This is a genomic window from Algoriphagus sp. Y33, from assembly GCF_014838715.1.
GTDB lineage: Bacteria > Bacteroidota > Bacteroidia > Cytophagales > Cyclobacteriaceae > Algoriphagus.
On sequence record NZ_CP061947.1, the window covers coordinates 4931338 to 4953420 of the forward strand.

Annotated in this window: 20 protein-coding genes and 1 pseudogene; 9 read left to right on the forward strand and 12 right to left on the reverse strand. The window is 41.6% G+C overall.

The genetic code is table 11. The features are described 5' to 3' along the window. Positions 1-5 precede the first annotated feature (5 nt). On the reverse strand, positions 6-935 hold the full coding sequence (locus ID165_RS20100; RefSeq protein ID WP_192347215.1) for a hydrogen peroxide-inducible genes activator: 930 nt from the start codon (positions 933-935) through the stop codon (positions 6-8). Positions 936-1036: 101 nt separating this feature from the next. On the opposite strand from ID165_RS20100, the gene ID165_RS20105 reads away from it, so the two are divergent. Next, on the forward strand, positions 1037-1594 hold the full coding sequence (locus ID165_RS20105) for a peroxiredoxin (protein ID WP_057936839.1): 558 nt from the start codon (positions 1037-1039) through the stop codon (positions 1592-1594). Positions 1595-1882: 288 nt separating this feature from the next. Then, entirely contained in the window at positions 1883-2473 is a 591-nt protein-coding gene (locus ID165_RS20110; protein ID WP_192347216.1) for a carboxymuconolactone decarboxylase family protein, read from the forward strand. Positions 2474-2763: 290 nt separating this feature from the next. On the opposite strand, the gene gndA is transcribed toward ID165_RS20110, so the two are convergent. Next, on the reverse strand, positions 2764-4179 hold the full coding sequence (gene gndA, locus ID165_RS20115; protein WP_192347217.1) for an NADP-dependent phosphogluconate dehydrogenase: 1416 nt from the start codon (positions 4177-4179) through the stop codon (positions 2764-2766). A gap of 215 nt (positions 4180-4394) precedes the next feature. Between gndA and zwf the strand changes: the two genes are divergently transcribed. The 5 genes and pseudogenes from zwf to ID165_RS20140 all read left to right on the forward strand — a co-directional run bounded on the left by zwf (position 4395) and on the right by ID165_RS20140 (position 9849). Then, positions 4395-5900 (forward strand): glucose-6-phosphate dehydrogenase, encoded by a 1506-nt coding sequence (gene zwf / locus ID165_RS20120; RefSeq protein ID WP_225586848.1) that lies wholly within the window; start codon positions 4395-4397, stop codon positions 5898-5900. A gap of 180 nt (positions 5901-6080) precedes the next feature. Continuing rightward, positions 6081-6794: a 6-phosphogluconolactonase gene (pgl, locus tag ID165_RS20125; protein WP_192347219.1), complete on the forward strand. Its 714-nt coding sequence runs from the start codon at positions 6081-6083 to the stop codon at positions 6792-6794. A 369-nt stretch (positions 6795-7163) separates the two neighbouring features. Beyond that, positions 7164-8054 (forward strand): fructose bisphosphate aldolase, encoded by an 891-nt coding sequence (locus ID165_RS20130; protein WP_192347220.1) that lies wholly within the window; start codon positions 7164-7166, stop codon positions 8052-8054. Positions 8055-8095: 41 nt separating this feature from the next. Continuing rightward, positions 8096-9421 (forward strand): glycoside hydrolase family 28 protein, encoded by a 1326-nt coding sequence (locus tag ID165_RS20135; protein ID WP_192347221.1) that lies wholly within the window; start codon positions 8096-8098, stop codon positions 9419-9421. Between the two features lie 61 nt (positions 9422-9482). Beyond that, positions 9483-9849 (forward strand): annotated as a pseudogene (locus ID165_RS20140) (DMT family protein). A gap of 4 nt (positions 9850-9853) precedes the next feature. Here ID165_RS20140 and ID165_RS20145 read toward each other — a convergent pair. Further along, positions 9854-10897 (reverse strand): putative zinc-binding metallopeptidase, encoded by a 1044-nt coding sequence (locus ID165_RS20145; protein ID WP_192347222.1) that lies wholly within the window; start codon positions 10895-10897, stop codon positions 9854-9856. 337 nt (positions 10898-11234) lie between these two features. Here ID165_RS20145 and ID165_RS20150 point away from each other — a divergent pair, with 337 nt between their 5' ends. Both ID165_RS20150 and ID165_RS20155 read left to right on the forward strand, forming a co-directional pair. Beyond that, on the forward strand, positions 11235-11681 hold the full coding sequence (locus ID165_RS20150; RefSeq protein ID WP_192347223.1) for an outer membrane insertion C- signal: 447 nt from the start codon (positions 11235-11237) through the stop codon (positions 11679-11681). A 47-nt stretch (positions 11682-11728) separates the two neighbouring features. Continuing rightward, positions 11729-12184, forward strand: a complete 456-nt coding sequence (locus ID165_RS20155; RefSeq protein ID WP_192347224.1) for a DUF1905 domain-containing protein — start codon at positions 11729-11731, stop codon at positions 12182-12184. 2 nt (positions 12185-12186) lie between these two features. Here the strand turns inward: ID165_RS20155 and ID165_RS20160 are convergent, their stop codons facing one another. From ID165_RS20160 to ID165_RS20200, 9 genes are all read right to left on the reverse strand, one after another. Continuing rightward, complete coding sequence (locus tag ID165_RS20160) at positions 12187-14589, reverse strand: TonB-dependent receptor (RefSeq protein ID WP_192347225.1); 2403 nt, start codon at positions 14587-14589, stop codon at positions 12187-12189. Then, positions 14589-15305, reverse strand: a complete 717-nt coding sequence (locus ID165_RS20165; RefSeq protein WP_192347226.1) for a fatty acid desaturase — start codon at positions 15303-15305, stop codon at positions 14589-14591. The genes ID165_RS20160 and ID165_RS20165 overlap by 1 nt, the downstream gene beginning before the upstream one ends. A 23-nt stretch (positions 15306-15328) precedes the next feature. Next, positions 15329-16174, reverse strand: coding sequence for a 4-hydroxy-3-methylbut-2-enyl diphosphate reductase (locus ID165_RS20170; protein WP_192347227.1), 846 nt, complete (start codon positions 16172-16174; stop codon positions 15329-15331). A 12-nt stretch (positions 16175-16186) separates the two neighbouring features. Further along, positions 16187-16888: a lycopene cyclase domain-containing protein gene (locus tag ID165_RS20175; protein ID WP_192347228.1), complete on the reverse strand. Its 702-nt coding sequence runs from the start codon at positions 16886-16888 to the stop codon at positions 16187-16189. A gap of 2 nt (positions 16889-16890) precedes the next feature. Beyond that, positions 16891-17733 carry a phytoene/squalene synthase family protein gene (locus ID165_RS20180; protein WP_192347229.1) on the reverse strand — a complete coding sequence of 281 codons (843 nt, stop codon included), beginning with the start codon at positions 17731-17733 and terminating at the stop codon, positions 16891-16893. 21 nt (positions 17734-17754) lie between these two features. Further along, complete coding sequence (locus ID165_RS20185; protein WP_192347230.1) at positions 17755-19233, reverse strand: NAD(P)/FAD-dependent oxidoreductase; 1479 nt, start codon at positions 19231-19233, stop codon at positions 17755-17757. Between the two features lie 268 nt (positions 19234-19501). Continuing rightward, positions 19502-20014 (reverse strand): RNA polymerase sigma factor, encoded by a 513-nt coding sequence (locus ID165_RS20190; protein WP_192347231.1) that lies wholly within the window; start codon positions 20012-20014, stop codon positions 19502-19504. Between the two features lie 668 nt (positions 20015-20682). Continuing rightward, positions 20683-21573, reverse strand: a complete 891-nt coding sequence (locus tag ID165_RS20195; RefSeq protein WP_192347232.1) for a MerR family transcriptional regulator — start codon at positions 21571-21573, stop codon at positions 20683-20685. After that, the gene (locus ID165_RS20200) at positions 21570-22016 is read right to left on the reverse strand and encodes a sterol desaturase family protein (RefSeq protein WP_192347233.1); all 447 of its coding nucleotides are present in this window, start codon (positions 22014-22016) and stop codon (positions 21570-21572) included. The genes ID165_RS20195 and ID165_RS20200 overlap by 4 nt, the downstream gene beginning before the upstream one ends. Between the last annotated feature and the right edge of the window lie 67 nt (positions 22017-22083).

Below are 22083 nucleotides of genomic sequence, written 5' to 3' on the forward strand. Positions count from 1 at the left end.
ACTATTTATTTCCAATTTACCATCTTATACTGTTCCTCTTTCTGGAAGCGATCAGGGATAGAAAGCAAGATTGATTTTCTGATTGCCTGGATAAGCACGTTTTTGGTGAAGTTTTTGGTCACCGCCAAACTGATTTCACGAACGGGTTCGGGCGTATCAAATCTCCTTAGCAGTCTGTTATCTTTTTTGTCCAACAGGGCCATTTCGGGCACTAGTGTATAACCCACCCCTTTGTCCACCAACCGCATGAGTGATTCTATGGAACCACTCTGAAACTCAAAACCAAAGTTGTTTTTGGAGACTTTGCTGTCGCAAATCGAAAGTATCTGATCACGAAAGCAGTGCCCTTCATCCAGAACCAAAATCTGATTGGGATCCAACATGGCAGGAATGAAATGCTTCCTTTTTAAAAATGGATGCGCTTCGGGAAGATATAGGAGAAAAGGCTCGTAGAAAAGCGGGATTTCCCGGATGGTTTTCTCTTCCAAAGGAGTAGCAAGCAATCCTACGTCCAAGGTTCCCCGTTGCAATTCTTGAATGATCTCAGCAGTCTGCATTTCACGGATTTTCAATTTAGTCTGTGGATTTGCCTTGACAAAAGCAGGCAAAAACAAGGGAAGCAAGTAAGGGGAAATGGTCGGAATAACCCCCAGTGTAAATTCCCCTTCCAAGGATTCCTTCTCTGTAAGGACAAACTCCCTTAATTCAGATACTTCTTTAAGAATTTTTCTAGCCTTCATTAGAATTAAATTACCTGCAATTGTCGGCTGAAGCGGCTTCGTGTCACGGTCAAAAATTTTGACTCCGATCTCTTCTTCCAACTTTTTCACCTGCGTAGTCAGGTTTGGCTGGGACACATTGCAGCTATCAGCCGCAGTAACGAAATGCCTATGATTATCCAAGGCAACGATATACTCAAGTTGGGTCAGCGTCATATAACCTAAAGTTATGAATAGATAACAATTATTAATTTGATTTATGTGATAATGTAAAACAACTTTGTGCAACAAATTTGAAAACTAAAACTTACAATATTATGAACAGCAGAATGCTTGGCTTGGGTGCAGAATTCCCGGCTTTCGAAAAAACAGCAGTAGTATCCAGAGAAAAAGGACAAGAATTCAAGACAATCAGCAACGATATCCATACTGCCGATGGCAAATGGATGGTAATGTTCTGGTGGCCAAAGGATTTTACTTTTGTATGCCCGACGGAGATCGCTGAATTCAACAAAAACGCAGGTGAATTTGCAGACAGAGATGCAGTTTTGGTAGGAGCTTCTACCGATTCAGAATTTGTTCACTTAGCTTGGAGAAACAACCACGAAGATCTTCGTGACCTCAAATTCCCTATGCTTGCTGATACTTCTAAGTCTCTAGCTGAAGAACTTGGTATTCTCGAAGCAAATGAGAAAATCGCTTACAGAGCTACCTTCATCATCGATCCTCAGGGAATCGTTCGTTGGGTATCCGCTTACGATCTTTCTGTAGGAAGAAATGTAGAGGAAGTATTGAGAGTGCTTGATGCGCTTCAGACTGACGAGCTTTGCCCTTGCAACTGGGAAAAAGGAGAAGCAACCTTGAACTTGAACTAATTCAGATCTAAAATCTTTTAACCCCGAATTTTGCATTAGGTTTCGTTAGAGCCTGTCCCGATTAAAATCGGGACAGGCTCTAATTGCAAGAAAATCAGACTGTTTGAAGACTGAGTCATAGCATCGCTCTGGTAAAGTCGAAAACAGTAACCTCCTGGCTGATTTTGAAGCAATTAAAGACAGTAATAACTTGTGCGCCGTGGCGTAGAATTGCTAATGCATATTTCGGGTTCAAGCAAAGGAGGTCAAAAGGTCTCCTTTGCTCGTTTCAAACCTAAATCTATCTCCATGGAAGTATTAAATATTAATCAATCAGTCGCCGAACTTTTGGAAGTAGTCGGGCTGACTGAAGAATTTACCAATGAATCTTTAAGAAATCTGGGTGATGCTGATTCCAGATATGTGAAAGATTTGAAACTCAATTTCAAGACTGTCCTCAAAGGCGAAAAGCTGAACCAAAAGGAAGTTGCCTTGATGGGATTGGCGCTTGCGGCAAATGCAGCCAATAATCCACTTCAGAAATTTTTCAGAAAGCTGGCTGAGGATAATGAAGCTACTATAGCCGAGATCGGGGAAGCTGTAGCTTGTGCTTCCTTGCTCAGCAGCAATAATGTATTGTATAGATTCCGCCACTTCGTGGAAAAGGAAAAGTACGGACAGATCCCTGCCAGACTTCGCATGAACATCATGATGAATCCTGTGCTGGGTAAAGAATTCTTCGAATTGATTTCTACGGCAGTTTCAGCTGTAAACGGCTGTCAAATGTGCGTGGCTTCACACGAAAATCACCTGATCGAATTGGGCACAAGCGAAGAAAGAATCTTTGAATCCATCCGTATGGCTTCTGTCATTACGAGTTTGGTGAAAGTAATCTATTAAGAAAACAATAGTCAGGTATAAATGCAAAACCTCCTGAGAGATCGGGAGGTTTTATTTTAACCGCTGAGTGCACAGAGGGCGCAATTGATTTATTCTATCCTTCAGGCAGTTGTTCTGCTTCTCCGGAAGCCGGACTTGAGTACATACTTAATATACAAAAGTCAACTGTTGCCGCCTCGGTCTGTGTCTCCACAGACCGAAAACCGGGCGAGGCAGTTTGTGGACACGCAAACCACAGCTAAGGATTAGCGGCTTTTGTGCTACTGAATACTGTGACTGATCCCTGCCAACTATTCTTTCCCCCATTCCGTATGAAAAATCCCTTCCCTATCAGTTCGCTCGTAGGTATGTGAACCGAAGTGATCCCGCTGTGCCTGGATCAGGTTAAGAGGAAGTTTACTTGAAGTGTACGCATCAAAGTAACTCAAAGCACTAGATAAGCCAGGGACGGGAATTCCACTTTTTGCAGCAAAAGCCACTACCTCACGAACGGCAGGCAATGTTCCTTGAACCTTAGGAACAAATGAAGGAGAAAGCAGCAAATTCGGAATAGAATTATCCGCTGTATAAGCCTCGGCAATATCTGCCAACAATCCCGCACGGATGATACATCCGGCTCTCCAGATTTTTGCGATAGTAGCCATATCAAGTTCGTAGCCATAATCTTTGGAAGCATACATCAACTGGTGCAACCCTTGGGCATAGGCAATAATAAACGAGAAATACAAAGCTTGCTCTGCCTGAGCGATCAACTCCTCTTTTGCTATAGAAGCTACTTCCGGTCTATCGTATAATTCGTCGGCCTGAACCCGCTCATCTTTCAGCGCAGAAATTTCCCGCATACTTACCGCCATATCTATGGTAGGAACAGGAATTCCCAAATCCATCGCATTCTGGGATGTCCATTTTCCCGTTCCTTTTTGCTTGGCTTTGTCCAAGATCATATCCACCAGATCGGCTGAAGTCAATTCGTCTTTTTGGGTAAAAATTTCGGCAGTGATTTCCACCAGAAAAGATTGTAGACGCCCTTTGTTCCAAGAATCATAAATCTGATGAAGTTCATCGTTTGACAAGTCACAGGATTTTTCCAGCAAATCATAAATCTCTGAAGTCAGCTGCATCATTGCGTATTCTATGCCGTTATGCACCATCTTCACATAGTTTCCAGCCGATTTTGGCCCCAAATAAGCGACGCAAGGCTCTCCATTGTATTTAGCAGAAACTGCTTCAAAAATTGGCTTCACATAAGCATAAGCCTCTTTATCTCCACCCGGCATGATGCTCGGGCCTTTTCTTGCGCCTTCTGCTCCGCCTGATACACCGGAACCAAAGAAGTGGATGCCTTTTTCTTTCAAATAAGCTTCCCGTCTATCCGTGTCCGTAAAAAACGAATTTCCTCCATCAATGATGATATCACCTTTGTCTAGCAGTGGTAAAAGACTCTCAATCGCCTGATCAACAATTTTCCCTGCGGGTACGAGCAGCATGATTTTTCTTGGAGAAGCCAGAGACTTCACAAAAGTTTCGATATCTGTAGAAGCGCTCACCTTCTCCAGATCACCGCCCTCTTCTTTCAGTGCATCAACTTTATCCTGATCAAGATCATAGCCGAAAGCCTTGAAATTATTGTCGGCAACATTCAAAATAAAATTTCGCCCCATTACTCCAAGGCCTACTAAACCAAAATCATAATTCGTGTACTCCATTGTATCGTGTTGTTATTTTCAAATTTTCCTCTAAGCTTTCACGCTGGCAAGGTTAGAAATAAATATGGATTATTTTTGCATCATTTACATCCAAAATTAATGGATTGCAGGTTGGCTTTCTAGTAAGATTGATAAATTTGTGAACACCCGAAGACGGGTATTGGTACAAATAATATAAAAATACGCCCATACTGATGAAGAAAACACAAAATCAGATGCTAATAATTTTCGGTGCATCAGGTGATTTAACTGCACGTAAACTGGTTCCTGCACTCTACAACTTGTACAAAGGCAAGCATCTTCCCGAAAATTTTGTGGTTTTGGGAGCTAGTCGAAGCGCATTGACGGATGAGGAATTTCGTCTGAAGGTGGTTCAGGAGAGCGAATTTTTGAAGGACAAAATTGGCAAAGAGGATAAGAAATTTATCTCCAATTTTTCCGACAAAATGTTTTATGAGGACTTAGGAGACAACTACGACAGCAAATACGATGGGCTGGCGAAGAGAATCCACAAGTTAAATGAAGCGATGAGCTGTGAAGAAAATTACATTTTCTACCTGTCCACTCCTCCAAACCTATATGAGCCTATCGCCAAAAATCTGTGTGAAGCAGGACTTACAAAAGAAGAAAAGGGCTGGAAACGAATCATTGTGGAAAAGCCTTTTGGATACAGTCTAGCTACTGCCAAAGAGCTGAATGAAGGGTTGCACAAGTATTTCAACGAACCTCAGGTTTATAGAATCGATCACTACCTGGGTAAAGAAACAGTCCAAAATTTACTTGTAACACGTTTTTCCAATTCGATTTTCGAACCAACCTGGAATCGTCGATACATCCATCATGTGGAAATCACCAATGCCGAGACAGTAGGCGTGGAAAAGCGAGGCGGTTATTATGATAAATCGGGTGCGCTTCGGGATATGTTCCAAAGCCATCTGCTTCAGGTAGTATCCCTTATTGTGATGGAACCGCCGATTAATTCCAGCGCGGAAGAAATTCGTGATGAAAAAGTCAAAGCTTTAAAATCACTTCGAATCATGAAGGACAATGAAGAGTTGGCAAAACACACCATGAAAGGTCAATACGTAGCGTCCACCATAAACGGCAAAAAAGTAAAGGGATATCGGGAGGAAGAAGGTGTAGATCCGGATTCTAAAACCGAGACCTATGCAGCAGTGAAATTTTTCGTGGACAACTGGCGATGGAAGGACGTGCCTTTCTACGTCCGTACAGCCAAATACATGCCTACCAAAGTAACTGAAGTGGTGATTCACTTTAAGTCCCCGGCGCATGAGGTTTTCAAAAGTCAGGATGTGTATAAAAAGGACAACAAACTAATTATCCGTATCCAACCGGACGAAGGCATCTTGATCAAATTCGGCGTGAAGGTCCCAGGCTTAGGATTTAATGTAGAGCAGGCGAATTTAGACTTCTACTATTCCGATCTAGACTCCGCGGAGATTATGGAAGCCTACGAAAGGTTACTATTGGATGCGATGCAGGGCGATGCTACACTTTATGCAAGAGCTGATGAAGTGGAAGCCGCATGGAAGTTTGTGGATCCCATCTTGAAATATTGGGAAAATGAGGATGTTCCGACTTATGGTTATGCTGCAGGAACGTGGGGGCCAAGAAATTCAGACGAGATGTTTGATGGGCATTTTGGTTGGAGAAATCCCGGAAATCGCCTGACGGACGAAACAGGATTCTGCATTCTATAAAAAATCAATCACGGAGATCACAGAGGTTTACGCAGAGAACACTGATTCATGTATCCTTTCGCTAAAAATCCTAGACAGATGGCCAGGTAGTCAAGTTAAACTCTCGCTAGGAGCGAAATACCACTTCAACCCAAATCCGGAAGTCTTATCTATTAATAGTTAGATAATTTCACAAAGCATATGACACTAAAGATATACGACACCAAAGAGCAGGTTGCCAAAGAGTTTTCCGAATACTTCAAAAAGCTGGCAGAAACTGATCGCACAATCCACGTAGCACTTTCAGGTGGAAGTACGCCAAAGATTATTTTCGATTATTTGGCCGCTCATTTCGGAAATGAAATAAACTGGTCAAGAATCAAATTCTACTGGGGTGATGAACGCTGTGTGGCTCCTACGGATGCTGAAAGCAACTACAAGATGACCGCGGATCATTTGCTCTCGAAGATTGACATACCTTCGTTCAACATCTTTCGGGTTTTGGGAGAGAATGATCCAGCCGGAGAAGCTGAACGCTACAGCCAAATATTGGATACAGAACTCCCAAAAATTAATGACATTCCTCAGTTTGATCTCGTAATGCTCGGAATGGGCGATGATGGTCATACAGTATCTATTTTTCCTGATTCTATTTCACTTTGGGATGCCAAAGAAAATTGTGTGGTAGCAACTCATCCGGATTCCGGTCAGAAGCGTGTAACAATCACCGGAAAAATTGTCAATAATGCCAAGTCCATTGCCTTCTTGGTAACCGGATCCGGAAAAGCCGAAAAAGTGCAGGAAATCATCAAGAAAGAAAAAGATTTTGCATCATATCCTGCGAATCTGGTTCAGCCACTTCACGGTGAATTGATCTGGTTTATGGATCATGATGCTGCCAAAGGGATTGCATAGTTCTGATTGAAAATTCTAAGAGGCAAGTATACTATCTGATCCCGGCAGATTTGTCTGCTGAAAAGCCTAGAAAGACACACTGCTACATACCCCAAGCAATGTAAGTCTGTAGGAGAGTACTTTTATGCCTGAACAAAACAGGAGGGGTCAACAGGATACCTTTCATTTTTAGGACAACGGTCTTCACCGTTAAGTTTTAAGTTTCAGTATATCAGCATTCCATTCTTTGGGGATATTTAAGAATTAGTCGAAGAGCCGATTACTAAAAACGGCCAAGGAAGGACTTGTAATCAAGTAACCCCATACGTATTTCCATTCCATTCCGAAGATTCTTAACTTAAAAGCTTAACAACCAACTCTGATAACACCATGGAAAAATTTGAAAAACAAATCAGGCGGGTAGCCGAAGGTAAGGGATTCATCGCAGCCTTGGATCAAAGTGGAGGTAGCACTCCCCAAGCACTTTTAGGCTATGGCATTCAGGAGGAAGATTATTCCGGAGAAGAAGTGATGTACCGCCTGATGCATGAAATGAGGGTGCGGGTTATGACCGATCCCGCCTTTAGCGGAGAGAAAATATTGGGAGTCATACTATTTGAAAAAACAATGAATGGTTTTGTGGGGGATATTCCTGTACCTGAATTTCTTTGGCAGAAAAACATCGTGCCTTTTCTGAAAATCGATAAAGGATTGCAACAAATAGAAAAAGGTGTCAAACTGATGAAGGAGATCCCAAATCTCTCCGTGAGGCTAAACGAAGCAAAAGGCAAAGGGATTTTTGGCACAAAAATGCGCTCAGTAATCTATGCGAACGACGAATCAGGCATCATCGAGATCGTAAAACAGCAGTTTGAAGTAGGAAAGGTTATTCTGGAACATGGACTGATTCCAATTCTGGAGCCGGAAGTGGACATTCAGTCTGACGAGAAGAGGGTCATTGAATCCTTGCTGAGGGAGGCAATTTTGGCTGAACTGGATAAGCTTTCCAACGATCAAAAGATTCTTCTCAAACTAACTATTCCCACAGAAGCAAATTTCTATTCTGAACTCATCCAGCATAAAAATGTAATGAGAGTATTTGCCTTATCGGGGGGGTATGATCTGGACAGGGCAGCTAGAACACTTGCCGAGAACCGGGGCATGATAGCCAGTTTTTCACGTGCACTGCTGGAAGATCTCAAAGTGGACCAAACTTCAGCCCAATTTTCCAAGGTGCTTTCCGCGGCTATTGATGAAATTTATCAAGCCTCCATTACCTAAATCTAAAATCATACTAATCAATTAAGTCAATTTTGCTTCCAATGAAAAACTCATTATTACTGATTCTATTGCTGTGTGGATTTACATTTACCTCCCTTTCCCAAGACAACTCCAAAGACCTTTGGCCTGACGGAACTGAAATTTCGCCTTGGTTTCATGATTATTCAAAAGTGAAACTTGAAGATCTTGGCAAGCCCTATATACTCACGGATTTTGGAGTGAAGAATGACAGTAGCATTTTACAAACTGAGAAAATTCAGGCGGTGATCGATCTTGCTGCAGAAACAGGCGGAGTAGTGATTGTTCCGAAAGGGACTTTTTTGAGTGGAGCCTTATTTTTCAAACCGAACACCCATCTTCATATGGCTGAAGACGCAGTTTTAAGAGGTTCTGATGAGATAGCCAATTACCCTCTGATTCCTTCCCGTATGGAAGGACAAACCCTGGATTACTATGCCGCTTTGATAAATGCCTATGGGGTTGATGGCTTTACGATTTCCGGAGGTGGGACGATCGATGGAAACGGGCTTAAGTTTTGGGAGGCATTTTGGCAGAGAAGAAAGGAAGATCCAAATTGTACAAACCTTGAAGTTTCCCGACCGCGTCTGGTATTTATTTGGAAAAGCAATGATGTGCAAGTACAGGATGTGAAACTGATCAACGCAGGTTTCTGGAGCAGTCATTATTACCAGTGCAAGAATGTCAAACTTCTGGATCTGAGGATTACTTCTCCGCACGAACCTGTGAAAGCTCCAAGTACTGATGCGATTGATCTGGATGTGGTATCCAATGTACTGATCAAAGGTTGCTATCTCTCGGTTAATGACGATGCGATAGCACTAAAAGGGGGAAAAGGGCCTTGGGCGGATGAAGATCCAACTAATGGAGAAAACACCAATATCATCATCGAAGACAGTGAATTTGGTTTTTGCCACTCGGCTCTAACCAATGGCAGTGAATCCATCCACAACAAAAATGTGATCATGAGGAATATCAAAGTGCAGGATGCCGTCAGATTGCTCTGGCTGAAGATGAGGCCAGACACTCCTCAGCATTACGAGTACATCACCGTGGAAAACATTCAAGGACAGGCACGTAGTTTTATTTATGTAAAGCCTTGGACTCAGTTTTTTGACTTGAAAGGAAAAACTGAAGTTCCACTCTCCTACTCGGATCATATCACGATGAAAAACATTGAGTTGGACTGTGAAGTCTTTTTTGATGTAGCCATCACGGAGCATGACCGATTGGCAGATTTCAAATTTGAAAACTTGACTATCAGCACCAAAAACCCTGCGTTTGACACTTCTATCGTCGATGGATTTCAGGTGAAAAATGTGGTGGTTAACGGCAAAAAATTAAAGTAGGCTAAGAAATACAAGAAATTGCTTAAATAATGAAATTTGCGGGATCCTTATTTATCCCCTTATGAAGGCATTCCTTACTATCGCGCTGCTTATACTTTCCAATACGTATGACCCTTGCCTGGTATGGGCATTTGAAATTTGCTGAATGGAAATGGTTTAACAAGCTTGGACTGGCTTCTGTCATTTTGATTTCATGGGGTATTGCGCTTTTTGAGTATTGCTTTCAGGTGCCTGCCAATAAAATGGGATTTAGCGGAAATGGAGGCCCATTTTCTCTGGTTCAGCTGAAAGTTATCCAAGAAGTCATCACATTAGTGGTCTTTATGGTTTTTTCTTTGATAGCTTTCAAGACAGAAACTTTCCGGCTCAATCACCTTATTGGATCGGTTTTTCTGATTTTGGCGGTCTACTTTTTCTTTAGAAAATAATAGGCTACCCTGGGGGCATCAAATGATGGATAAATTTCATTTTGTCTACAACAGCCTGGCTCACCACAAAAGGATACGCATCGGGCACACCCATACTTCTGTTTAGGCTATTGATGGCAAAGGAAATCGGAGCCCAGCTTTTATATATTTTATCGAAATCCTTTTCCCTGTATGGATCAAACCCAAAGTCTCCCTGAAGGCTCTTTTCCCGCACTCTGGGTCTGACAGAAATCCCATAGTAGTACGCAGTCTCAGCCATGTCCATGATGTGGAGATAATGCGCCCAAGTTTCCGCCCAGTCTTCCCAAGCATGCGAACTGGCATACTGGCTAATGAAATTTTGCTGCCAATCAGCGGGTGCACCAGTCTGGTAGTAATTATTCAAAGCCTGCCCATAATCCTGTTGGTCATCACCAAAAAGATTCCGAAATTCACTGAGCATCTTCTCGTTTATAGCTACCAGCCTATCCCAATAATAATGCCCCACTTCGTGGCGAAAATGACCTATTAGCGTACGGTAAGGCTCCGACATCTGCTTCCTCATCTGTTCCCTGTGCACAGAATCCGCCTCTGAAAGGAGAATGGTGATCACACCATTGGCATGTCCCGTCATTATCTCATCATCACCCTGCTTGGAAATAAAATCGAAACAAAGACCTGTTTCGGGATGACTTTCTTGAGGCAGAATTTTCAAGCCAAGCTTTGCAAGCTGATACACCAACCGATGTTTCGCCACCTCTAATTTCTGCCATTTGGGGAAATTTTTGCTGTCGGTTAAGTCGGGAATTGTTCGATTAAGCTCGCAGGCCGTACAGAATACATGTTCTTCATGCTGAGGAATCAGCCAGTTACAAACACCCAATTCCTTATTTTGGCAGTATTTAAACGCTTTTCCGTTGCTATCCGAAATCAAATAAGAACTGGACGAATCAAAAGTCAACATATTCAAACTGGTATCATGATACCCCGTTAGATGCCCGCACTTTTCGCAACTCCCATTCTCGAAATACAGGGGATGTGAACAATTACCACATTCAAAAATTTTCATGTCTAGCTATTTGATGAAAGGTAAGTAGAAGTTTGATTCACATTTCAGGCCATTGTGAAGTTTCCCTATATTATCTCAAATCTATTCCATAAAGAATAAATAAATAGTTGATTCTTCGTACAAACAAGTATCTCCATACGATTTGGATGCAGACTTTCTCAATTAGCTATACACGTATCCTATACTTAGCCACTAAAGAACAAGGCTATGAATGTCTATGAGAACAGCCACTTGTGGCTCAATCCTTGCGATAGTGCTAAATCGTAATTTACGGCTCAGAGTAGCATAACATCCATATAAAATATAGAACAGACAGTTGAAAACTAAATCACATCTTATGAAAAATAAACTCTTAGGACTAGTACTCTTTTTAGCAATAGCAAGTATCTCCCAAGCAAACGCGCAAGAATTGGGTATTCGTTTTGGGAATTTCTATGGCAACAACGTAGCCGTAGATGGAGTGTTTGCTCTTGGTCAATTCAGCAGAGTTCATGCTGATGTAAGTTTTGGAGGGGGAGGAGTAGGTATCGATGCGCTTTGGAACCCTATCTATCGACCTGTAGGTGCCAGTGAATTCAATTATTATCTGGGATTTGGCCCTTCAATGTTTATAGGTGACCCTTTTTCTTTAGGTGTGGCTGGAGAAATAGGCATTGAATATCCTTTTCGTAGTGTGCCTATCGTAATTGGTGCCGACTGGCGTCCTAATTTCCGTCTGATAGAAAACACCAATTTCTTCGCAGATCAATTTGGTCTTAATATCCGGTGGAGATTTGGAAAATAAAACTGACAATCCTAACTAGAAGGCGGGGTTACCCGCTCTCTTATTTTATGCAACTTGTAGTAGAAGGTGAATTTTTGTTAGAGCGATTTCAGGGAAAAGGTGGCTGGACCTTCGTTAAATTCCCCAAGGAAATCATGCCATCATCCAAAGCCTTTGGAATGATGAAGGTCTATGGCCAAGTGGATGGTTTCTCTATTGACGGAAAGCACCTAATGCCTATGGGAAATGGTTTTGTTTTTCTACCTATAGCTAAACCTATCCGCACAAAAATAGGGAAAGAAGAAGGCGATATCGTACTGATCCGACTATTCCAAGAAGAAATTCCAGACAAGATTCCTCAGGAATTGATCGATTGTCTCAAAGATGACCCTGGCAAGTTAAAGTTATTTGAAATGCTTTCTACACCTGACCAGAAAAACTGGGTTAATTATATTTACAGCGTAGACGATATAGACGCCAGGTCCACCAGAATTATCAAGCTCTTAAATTCGCTGGGTAGCTAGGATCAGAACTCTACTATTATACCGACCGTCGGCAAAATCGAACCGGCAGGATTATCCAGGTATTTCAGTTGATATCGGCTTGCATCAGATGGATCTATCTGAACATTCCCTTCCAAATCTCTTACGGGGATAAGCAGAGGGGCTTGTTCTGCTTTGAAATTGTAGGCATTTTGAATATCCACATACCAATTAAGATTCCATTTCCGGAAATAATACTTCTTATCCAACCTCAGATCCAGCTGATGAAAACCCGCCAGTCGCACTGCGTTGATTTGTGAATAATCCAAAATAGGCTGATTTCTCAAATCCCAATTGCTGATCAGACTTGATTCTTCATAGTCATATGGAGTATAAGGCGTACCTCCCAAAAATCTCCATCTTGCCCCGATTTCCCAGTTATTCCCAAAGCGCCTTCCTGCTGTCAAACTCACAATAAATCGATTGTCCCAAGAGGAAGGAATATAGCCTGCAGTGTTCGGATTTGTAAATTCGCTCCTAACCAAAGTAAAAGAAGCTATCCCATAAAAATTCTCAAAAAGACGCTGCTGCGCCAACATCTCAAGTCCGTAAGCCCTTCCCTCTGAATTGGATTCCACCGGCTCATTTCCGATTACTCCAAAGTCAGCACCTAAATTTGCAAGAGAAATCCCATTTCTTACAGATGATGGATAATTGCTGTATTTCTTATAAAAAGCCTCCACCGTAAATCGACGGTTTTTCTCCGGCATCAACCACTCTATTCCTGTAATCAGCTGAGCGTTCCGGATAAACCGCGCATTATTGAGCTGATTGACCAGCTCTCCCCGATTGTCTTTGTATCCCAGCACGGTATATGAGGGCTTTTGATAATAAATCCCGGCATTTGCAGTAGCAAAAAGATTTGGCCTCAGCTGATAGGAGAAAGAAATTCTTGGACTCAACTGATTTAACGGGTTCTCTGCTGTTTTTCCGAAATCTGCTCCATCAGCCCGCAATCCTGCTGAGATAAGTAGGCGCTCATCGTCAAAATACTTGCTTGCAGACACAAATCCTCCATATAGATTGAAGTTTGAAGTGGATTCCAAATTGATCGCTTCCCCAATGCCCGCAAGCGTAGACCGGTCAAAATTCTTGATGTAGTATCTCGAATACTCATAGTTGACACCGTATTTAACCGTAAAACCCTTTTTGAAAACACTATTTTCTGCCCGAAATTTATTCTCAGACTCTTGGGACAAATAATCAAAAAGCAGCTTGTCAGGAGAACTTTCGTCGTTGCCGGCATACTTGACAGAATGGTTATTCAGCATATTTCTGCTCAGCACGAAAGTCCAAAACCCATTTTCCCGATATCGCTTCAATTTCACTCCTGTAGCATAATTCCACTGATTTTGGACAGGAAGCACATCCAACAGGTAAAGTCGATTCTCCCGATCTTCTTCTGTCTCGTCTTTAGGCACATCCATGTTAAGCACAAACTTATCTATTGCTCCCACACCGATAAAAGTCAGTTCAGTTTTATTGTTGATTTTAGTCGTAGTTTTCAGCTGGAAGTCGTTGAACGTGGGAAGAAAAGGTAATCCTATCAATTTGAACAGGCCTTGCAAGTATGAACGCCTGGCTGAAAGGAGATACGTGGTTTTATCCCCAATAGGCCCTTCATTGGACAAGGTCAATTCAGAGGCTCCCACGGTCAGCTGGGTTGCCATTTTATCCCTGCGGCCTTCTTTAAGTTGAAATTCAAAGAAGGAGCTCAATGCATCCATACGATTGGCAGGAAATCCGCCCGCAATCAAATCCACATTTTTGATCAAATTCACATTGAGAATCCCTACAGGTCCACCCGATGAACCCTGGGTAGCAAAGTGATTGATCACAGGAACTTCAATCTCATCAATGAAAAATTTATTTTCATTGGGAGCACCTCCACGGATCAAAATATCATTTCTGAAGCTTGGAGTACTTGCCACTCCCGGCAGTGCTTGGATTACTCGGGAAATATCCCTGTTCCCTCCCGGGTACCGCTCTATTTCGTTGGAATTGAGCTTTCTTACCGAAAGAGGTGTTTCTTCAGATCGGAAAAACTCAGAATTGACTACTACTTCAGAAAGCTCTGAAGCATCTTCTATAAGTTCAAAATCCAATTGTACAGGGCGGGCCAGTGTTAACTGCACTTCAAAAGCAGTCTTGGTTTTGAATCCTACAAAACTCGCCCGAACGTTATAAAGCCCTGCAGGAATATTCGAAAGCTCATACATGCCATTTTCATCCGAAATAGCTCCAAACTCAGTACCTAATACAAGAACATTGGCAAACGCAACAGGCTGATTATTTATTGGGTTTGTGATTTTTCCACGGATGACTCCTTGTGAAAAAGTGTGAAACGAACTGAGAACTAGTGCCAGCAGCACGAAAAACTGTTTCATTAATATTCTTTTGTTTTAGGCTGAGCTTCTTTCACCCTCCACAATCTCCACCACGGAGTACCTGGAGAATCGTGATGCTCGTAATGATAGCCAAAGAAATAACAGGTAATAAAAGCCCAAAAGTGATTTTTCCGAAGGGTAGTAGAATGATGTTTGTTATCATTTTCTCCTCTGTGGGGCAGATAAGTACCGAAAAAAAACAGCTGAAATGTGGATAGCACCGCAGGCAGCATCCAGAACAAAATCAAATTTTCTGTAGGTAAAAACACTTTCAGAATATTAAAAGTCAACGCCATCAAGAGAATCTGCCAAACACTAATATACTGCTTGATGAAGCTGAAATACCATGCGAAGAAATTTTCCGAATCATGGTAATCAGGGTCTTGCTCTGTAGCTACATATCTGTGATGCTCGTGGTGCTTAGGAAAAAGCCTGCTATAAAAATTATATGAGAATAGAAGTGCCGAAACCCACCCGATAGCATTATTGAGTTTTTTTTCACCGGAAACTAAGCCGTGCATGGCATCATGTGCCGTAATAAAAAGTCCTGTATAAAGGTGCATTTGCATCAAAACACCCAAATAAACCAATGGGTCTTTCCATGAAATAGGATGGTTCAAAAGCATTATCAACGAAAAAAACCAAAGTCCAATAATAGCCGAAGCGATCACAATTCCTTTCGGATCAACAGACGCATGTATGATTTTCGGCTTCATACGGGCAATTTGGGAATCTTTTCTCAAAAAGTCAGAATCCTTTCCTTCACTTGCTCCATAAGCCACATGGGGGTGGAGGTTGCTCCGCAGATTCCCACACGGTCATTTTCGCCAAACCATCCAGACTCAATCTGATCTGAATTCGAAACGAAATAAGTGCTTGAGTTAGTGTCTTTACAGACATTGAAAAGCACTTTTCCGTTGGAAGACTTGGTACCGCTCACGAAGACGATCTTATCAAATCTTGCAGCAAAATCACGTAGTTCTTTGTCACGGTTAGAAACTTGTCTGCATATGGTGTCATTGGTATTCACAGCGATTCCATTCTCTTTCAACACCGTATTGATTTCGTAAAATTTATCCGTGCTTTTGGTCGTCTGACTGTAGAGTGTGATATTCTTGGGAAGTGCGTCCAAGTCCAACTCAGAAATATCCTGAAAGACCACAGCCTCATTATTCGTCTGCCCGAGCAGTCCGATCACTTCTGCATGAGCATGTTTTCCGTAGATATAAATGGAATCACCCTTGTCAAAAGAATTTTTGATTCTATGCTGAAGCTTCAGTACGACAGGACAGCTTGCATCAATCAATGTTAGGTTGTTTTTGATCGCAAGCTCGTAGGTGGATGGAGGCTCCCCATGCGCTCGAATCAGCACATGTTCATCCCGCAATTCCTTTAAGGTTTCATGGTCAATGATTTTCAGCCCTTTCCGCTTAAGCCGGTTTACCTCTTCATCATTGTGAACGATGTCGCCAAGACAATATAAATGTCCTGACTCATCAAGAATATCTTCAGCCATTTCTATAGCATAAACTACCCCGAAGCAGAAGCCTGAATGCACATCAATATGAACGTGAAGATTTTTCATAATCTAATAACTTTAAGCCCCGAGAATTGTTTTTCTCTTTCTGAAAAATTCAAATAAGGATACGTTGACAAGCAGCAATGTCATAGAATAGATTGTGTCTTCTACAGGAACAGTCCAGATTCTAACACCCAGATTTTCAGAACTATTGTAGATCACCACAGGTTCAGCCGTGAGACCTCCCGTCAACACACCATTGCAAAGGATAAACGGAATTAAATGAATTAAGTATGCGAATAAGAATCTTCCCATGTACCTGCCCTTGAAAACCAGCCAATGAATCCCAAGTACTAGGGCACCTATGACAAAATTGACCAAGGTGTACATTTTATCCAGATTCAAAAATGCCAGAATCAACAAAAGTGGAATCATTATCACTACGAAAGGCTTGCCTAAGGGCTGAAAAATATCCTTCGGAAAAAAATAGATCAATACCTCATAGATGAAGATGCAGGCGTACGGTACGGTAAAGAAAAAAAGCCACTCTTCAATAGGTAATTCAAAAATATAAATCCCGATTATATATCTGGGGTTAAACTCCCATATACCGGTGATAGTAAACCAGTGGTCCCATACCAAGAAGAAGGCTGCTGTAATCAAAAGAGCAGGAAATAAAGCATACCATTTACGGGCATATCTGATTTTTGGCTCAAAAGAGCGGATGAGGGGAAAGGAAATTGCAAAAAGATTTACTGCCAAATAAAGGTACTTTTCCATGATCAGCTTAAGCCCAATTTACTGCCAAAGTAGGTACCTAACAGCAAGGTAAACTTCTGGGAATTCGGGATTCTGATTCGTTCGTGTGTGATGGTCTCTGCAGAAAGTCCTTTTATCTTATCAAACAATTTCTGATAATATAAGTAAGCGACCTTAACCCCCAATTTTGCTCCGTCAGGAAGTTGAGCTATTCCGATAAGTGCCTCATCAAAATCCCTCTGAATATCTTCTTCTATAATACCTTTGGCCAATTTGTCAAACAACTCAAAAGACACGCCTGGGAAATACACTCTTCCCCGCTCTTCGTAATCGCTCTTGATGTCTCGGAGAAAATTCACTTTTTGGAAAGCAGAGCCCAGCATTTGCGCCGGTCTTTTCAATCGCTGATACATTGCATCATCCCCTTCAACAAATACTTTAAGGCACATCAACCCTACCACTTCTGCCGAACCATAAATATACTCCTGATACCGGCTGTCATTGTAGGTACTAAAATCCAGATCCATCGCCATGCTTTGGAAAAATGACTCTATAAGATCCAACTCAATAGTGAATTTGTTCACCATCAATTGGAAACCGTGTAATACCGGATTCAATGAGAGCTTCGTCTCAATCGCCTCATAGGTTTCACGTCTGAACTCTGCAAGCAACTTAACCTTGTCATGGTCATGAAAAGTATCCACTATCTCATCTGCATAGCGTACAAAACCATAAATGGCATAAACAGGGGCATGGAATTTTTTGTCCAAGGTCTGTATCCCAAGTGTAAAACTGGTGCTGTACCGCTGTGTGATCAGCTTACCGCAATCTAAACTTGTTTGGTCAAATAACTCCTTTGCGTCCATGATATTGAATATACTGTATTACTACGAATTTTCCCGAATAACCTCTTTTGCAACAACATAGCCCGAGATTAAGGATGGAGGAACACCCGGCCCGGGAACTGTAAGTTGGCCTGTATAGAACAGATTACTTACCTTTTTGTTTTTCAGTGAAGGTTTCAGCAACGCTGTTTGTTTTAGTGTATTTGCCAGTCCATAGGCATTCCCTTTATAGGCATGATAATCTGACTTAAAATCTGAGTGTGCATAGGACCGTTTGAACACTACATGGGAACGAATTTCCTGTCCCGTGATTTTCTCCAATCTATCCATGATCATATCATAGTATTTTTCTCTGGTCTCATCAGAATTCTCCAGATCAGGAGCCAATGGAATAAGCAAAAAGAGATTTTCCTTTCCCTCAGGGGCGACAGTATCATCAGTCACCGATGGAACGCATGCATAAAATAAGGGTTTTTCAGGCCACCTTGGATTCGTGTAAATAGCATCTGCGTGTGGGCCAAGTGGCTCGTCAAAGAACAGGTTATGATGACGAAGATTCTCCAGCTTCTTATCCACCCCCAGATAAAACAGCAAGCTGGATGGCGCCAATACACGCTTATCCCAATAAGCCTCGCTGTAATTGCTATATTTTGGATTGATCAGATGCTTGTCTACATGGTGATAATCGGCACTTGCGATCACTATGTCAGCTTTAATCTTTTCTCCTGAGATCAGCCTCACACACTTAGCTTCACCCTTCTCGATCTCTATTTCTTCCACTTCAGCATTACACCTGATTTTTACGCCTTTTTCCTCCGCCAAAGCCAGCATCCCGTTGATAATTTCATACATTCCGCCTTTAGGATACCAAGTTCCCAGCACTATATCTGCATAGTTCATCAAGCTGTAGAGTGCAGGAATATTTTCTGCTGTTTCTCCGAGGAAAAGCACGGGAAATTCCATCAGTCGAATGATCTTTTCTGATTTAAAAAACTTACGGACATGTCTGGACATAGACTGGAAAACATCCATTCGCAGCATATCTTTCATCAGTGCCAATGAGGCAAATTCTATCAATGACCTACTGGGTTTTTTGACTAAATCGTGAATTCCTATTTGATATTTATACTTGGCTTGACCCAAAAACTTATCAAGCTGTGCCGCAGCTCCAGGTTCTATCTCTTCCAGCTTAGTCTTAAATTCATCGAGATTTGCAGGAATATCCAAAATGTCATTCTGCCCATAAACTACAGAATAAGAAGGATTCAGCCTAACCAACTCATAATAATCGGACGGTTTCTTGCCAAAATTGGAAAAATAGTCTTCGAATACGTCAGGCATCCAATACCAACTGGGACCCATATCGAAAGTAAACCCTTTCGTGGAAAATTTTCTGGCCCTTCCTCCCGGAGAATCATTTTTTTCCAAGAGTGTAACAGAAAAGTTATTGGCAGCGAGGTGGGTTGCGGCAGAAAGTCCGGCAAACCCAGAACCAATCACGACCACATGTTTTTGTTTCATGTGTTTATATTTTTCTTTCAGAGGCCACAACCTTTCCTGTGACAAAGGAAACGGGATAACCTGCTCCGAACCTGATTTGGAGGAGTCTCGCTTTGGGGCTAATCAGCCCCCTATTCTTCGCTAGCGTCATGCTCGATTTCAAATGTTTATAACTGATTTTAATGGTCACATGCCCGGCTCGCATCCGACGGGAAACCTTGCATAGGTCATAATCATCCTACTGTTTAACGTTCTGAGTCATGTCTGTCCTCCGGCAGGCTCAATTTCATTAGTTGGCGTGCCTATAAACTACCAAATCCTCTTTAAGATACTTACGGGCAATATGAATTCTATTTTTCACAGTTCCAATTGGGATACTGAGACGATCAGCAATCTCATGGTACTTAAATCCTCGGTAATAAAGCAAAAACGGGGTACTGAAAATCTCATCCAGTTTGTCAATAGCCCGGTAGATATCATCCACTGCAAACTCTCCATAAGCAGAATTTTCAACCAAAGAGGCACTGGAATTAATATAATGGAGATTTTCAGTAGTATCTACGAAAGTTGCCCGTCTCACCATCTTCTGGTAATTGGTGATGAAGGTGTTCTTCATAATCGTATAAAGCCAAGCCTTCAAATTAGTTCCTTCTGCAAATTTATCCTGATTGGTATAGGCTTTCATCATCGTATCCTGAAGCAGGTCATTTGCATCGTCCATATCTCTTGTCAACTTCAATGCAAATGGCTTCAAGACTACTGATATCTGATCTAAAGAATAACTGAATTCGGAAGAGGTCATGGCTTCTTTCTTTTTGTTTAAACAAATCTACAATTCATTAAACAAAATAACAAGAAATTGTTTAAACAAAATTCATAATTGTTAAACATAATAATTACTTTTAAAGCATGAATTCCGTTTTAACATGGATAAAAACGGGATAAAAGCCATTTTAAGGTGGAGAAAGTAAATTCAAAAAAAAATATTTGTCTATTTATTTTAAAAAATATTTCAACAAAATAATTACAACCATTCACTTCCTAAATAGTCCCATAGCCGTGGGTGGGGGTTCTACTTCCCGATTGGTTACCGGGAAATTAGGATGAATGCGAATAATCAAAAGAAAAGATTCCCGAATCAGAACTTCCAGCCCCCTTTTGAGGAACGCCATGCCTAGGCACGAAAACCGCATTTATCTTGCTGGATAGAAATAATGCCACTCCCTCGGGGTTACTAGACGTTTTAAGCTACAATCTAGTTATCCCCGCCACAGCGGGGCAGGAATATTTCTAGAAAACGTTGGACTTGAATATCATTTATATCCCAAGAGGTGAAAAAAATTTTAACTGCGATTTCCCTGCATGCCTATGTCAGATCAACGCAAACGGTTGAAAAAATGCAAATTAGATTCAACTTTCAGACAAGCAGTACAACATAAAAATGGCGGTTAAAATAAATTTTCGCCAGGACTAAGCTACACTTTCATCCATCTGAACAAGAATTCGTTTGATCTCTTTTGCATAAGTAAGCAAACGAATATTGTCGGGGATAATAAGTGACTGGTCCAGTGCTTGCAGACCTGATACAAAGACCTCTGAGTTTCCAAATTCTTTTCCCAACATATTCACATAATCCTGTACTTTATCACCTGCGGGCGAAGAAGTGATCACAGTCAGAAGAAAATCGGGTTTCTGAATTTCATACACCGAAATCAGATCAGCCTTTGGCGTACTCTGTCCAAGGTAAATAACCTTATGCCCATGCTTTTTGATCAGATAGGAACTGAATAGCAAAGAAAGCTCATGCAATTCTCCCTCAGGAAGGAAAAGCATAAAGGTTTTGCCCTGTGCACTAGTTAATTGCCCGTCTATGGCCACAATTAATTTTTGTCGAATCAGGTTTGATATGAAATGCTCCTGGGCAGGATTTATTGCTCCTGTTTGCCAGAGAACTCCGATTTTGGAGAGAAAAGGATAGATTACATTAAGCACCGTCTCCTCAAAACCCAGTTTTAGGATATTCGTAGAGAGAATTTTCTCAAACCTTACCTCATCCATGTCTATCATACAAATCGTAAGTGCCTGAATTTGATCAGAATGATCCACAGATTGATCTGTTAGCCTGATGATCTCCTGACTGATATCCGTACTGCTCATTGAAGCAATCTTACTGATTTTCAATCCATTTGAATTTAGCATGGCTACATTCAGGATCAACTTCAAATCCGTATCGTCATAATAGCGGATGTTTGTCTCCGTCCTTTTGGGATTGAGAAGGTTATACCGCTGTTCCCAGATTCTAAGCGTGTGTGCTTTGATCCCGGAGAGTTGTTCTAGATCTTTTATCGAGTAGTTGCTCACCTTTCTGTCTTCTTAAAATATTTCTTGGGCACCCAAAACAACCCAAAGGAAACGGCCCCATCCTTGCTTTTACTCTGATGATGAGCTTGATGAGCCATGAAGATACCCTTCAAGAAGCCAGCTTTAGGCCTATCCAGCCACTTCACGCGACGATGAATCAGCACATCGTGAAGAAAGAAATAAAGCATACCGTAGGCACTAATCCCAACTCCAATCCAGAACCTATAGTCCAATTCACCCACTCCAAGGAATATTAATAGCACGGCAATTCCCCCAAACAAGAGTGAAAATAAATCATTCAACTCAAAAAATGATTCTGAACGCTTGTGATGTGTTTTATGAATCATCCACAAAGGACCATGCATAAGGTATTTGTGAATCGCCCATCCGGACAGTTCCATTAAGACAAATCCCAATAAGGCATATCCTATCGCTTCAATCATCAGAGTAACAACTCAAGAGTCTGCTTTTTGTTTTATTAAACCACAGCAAGAGTGGTTTTCCTTATAA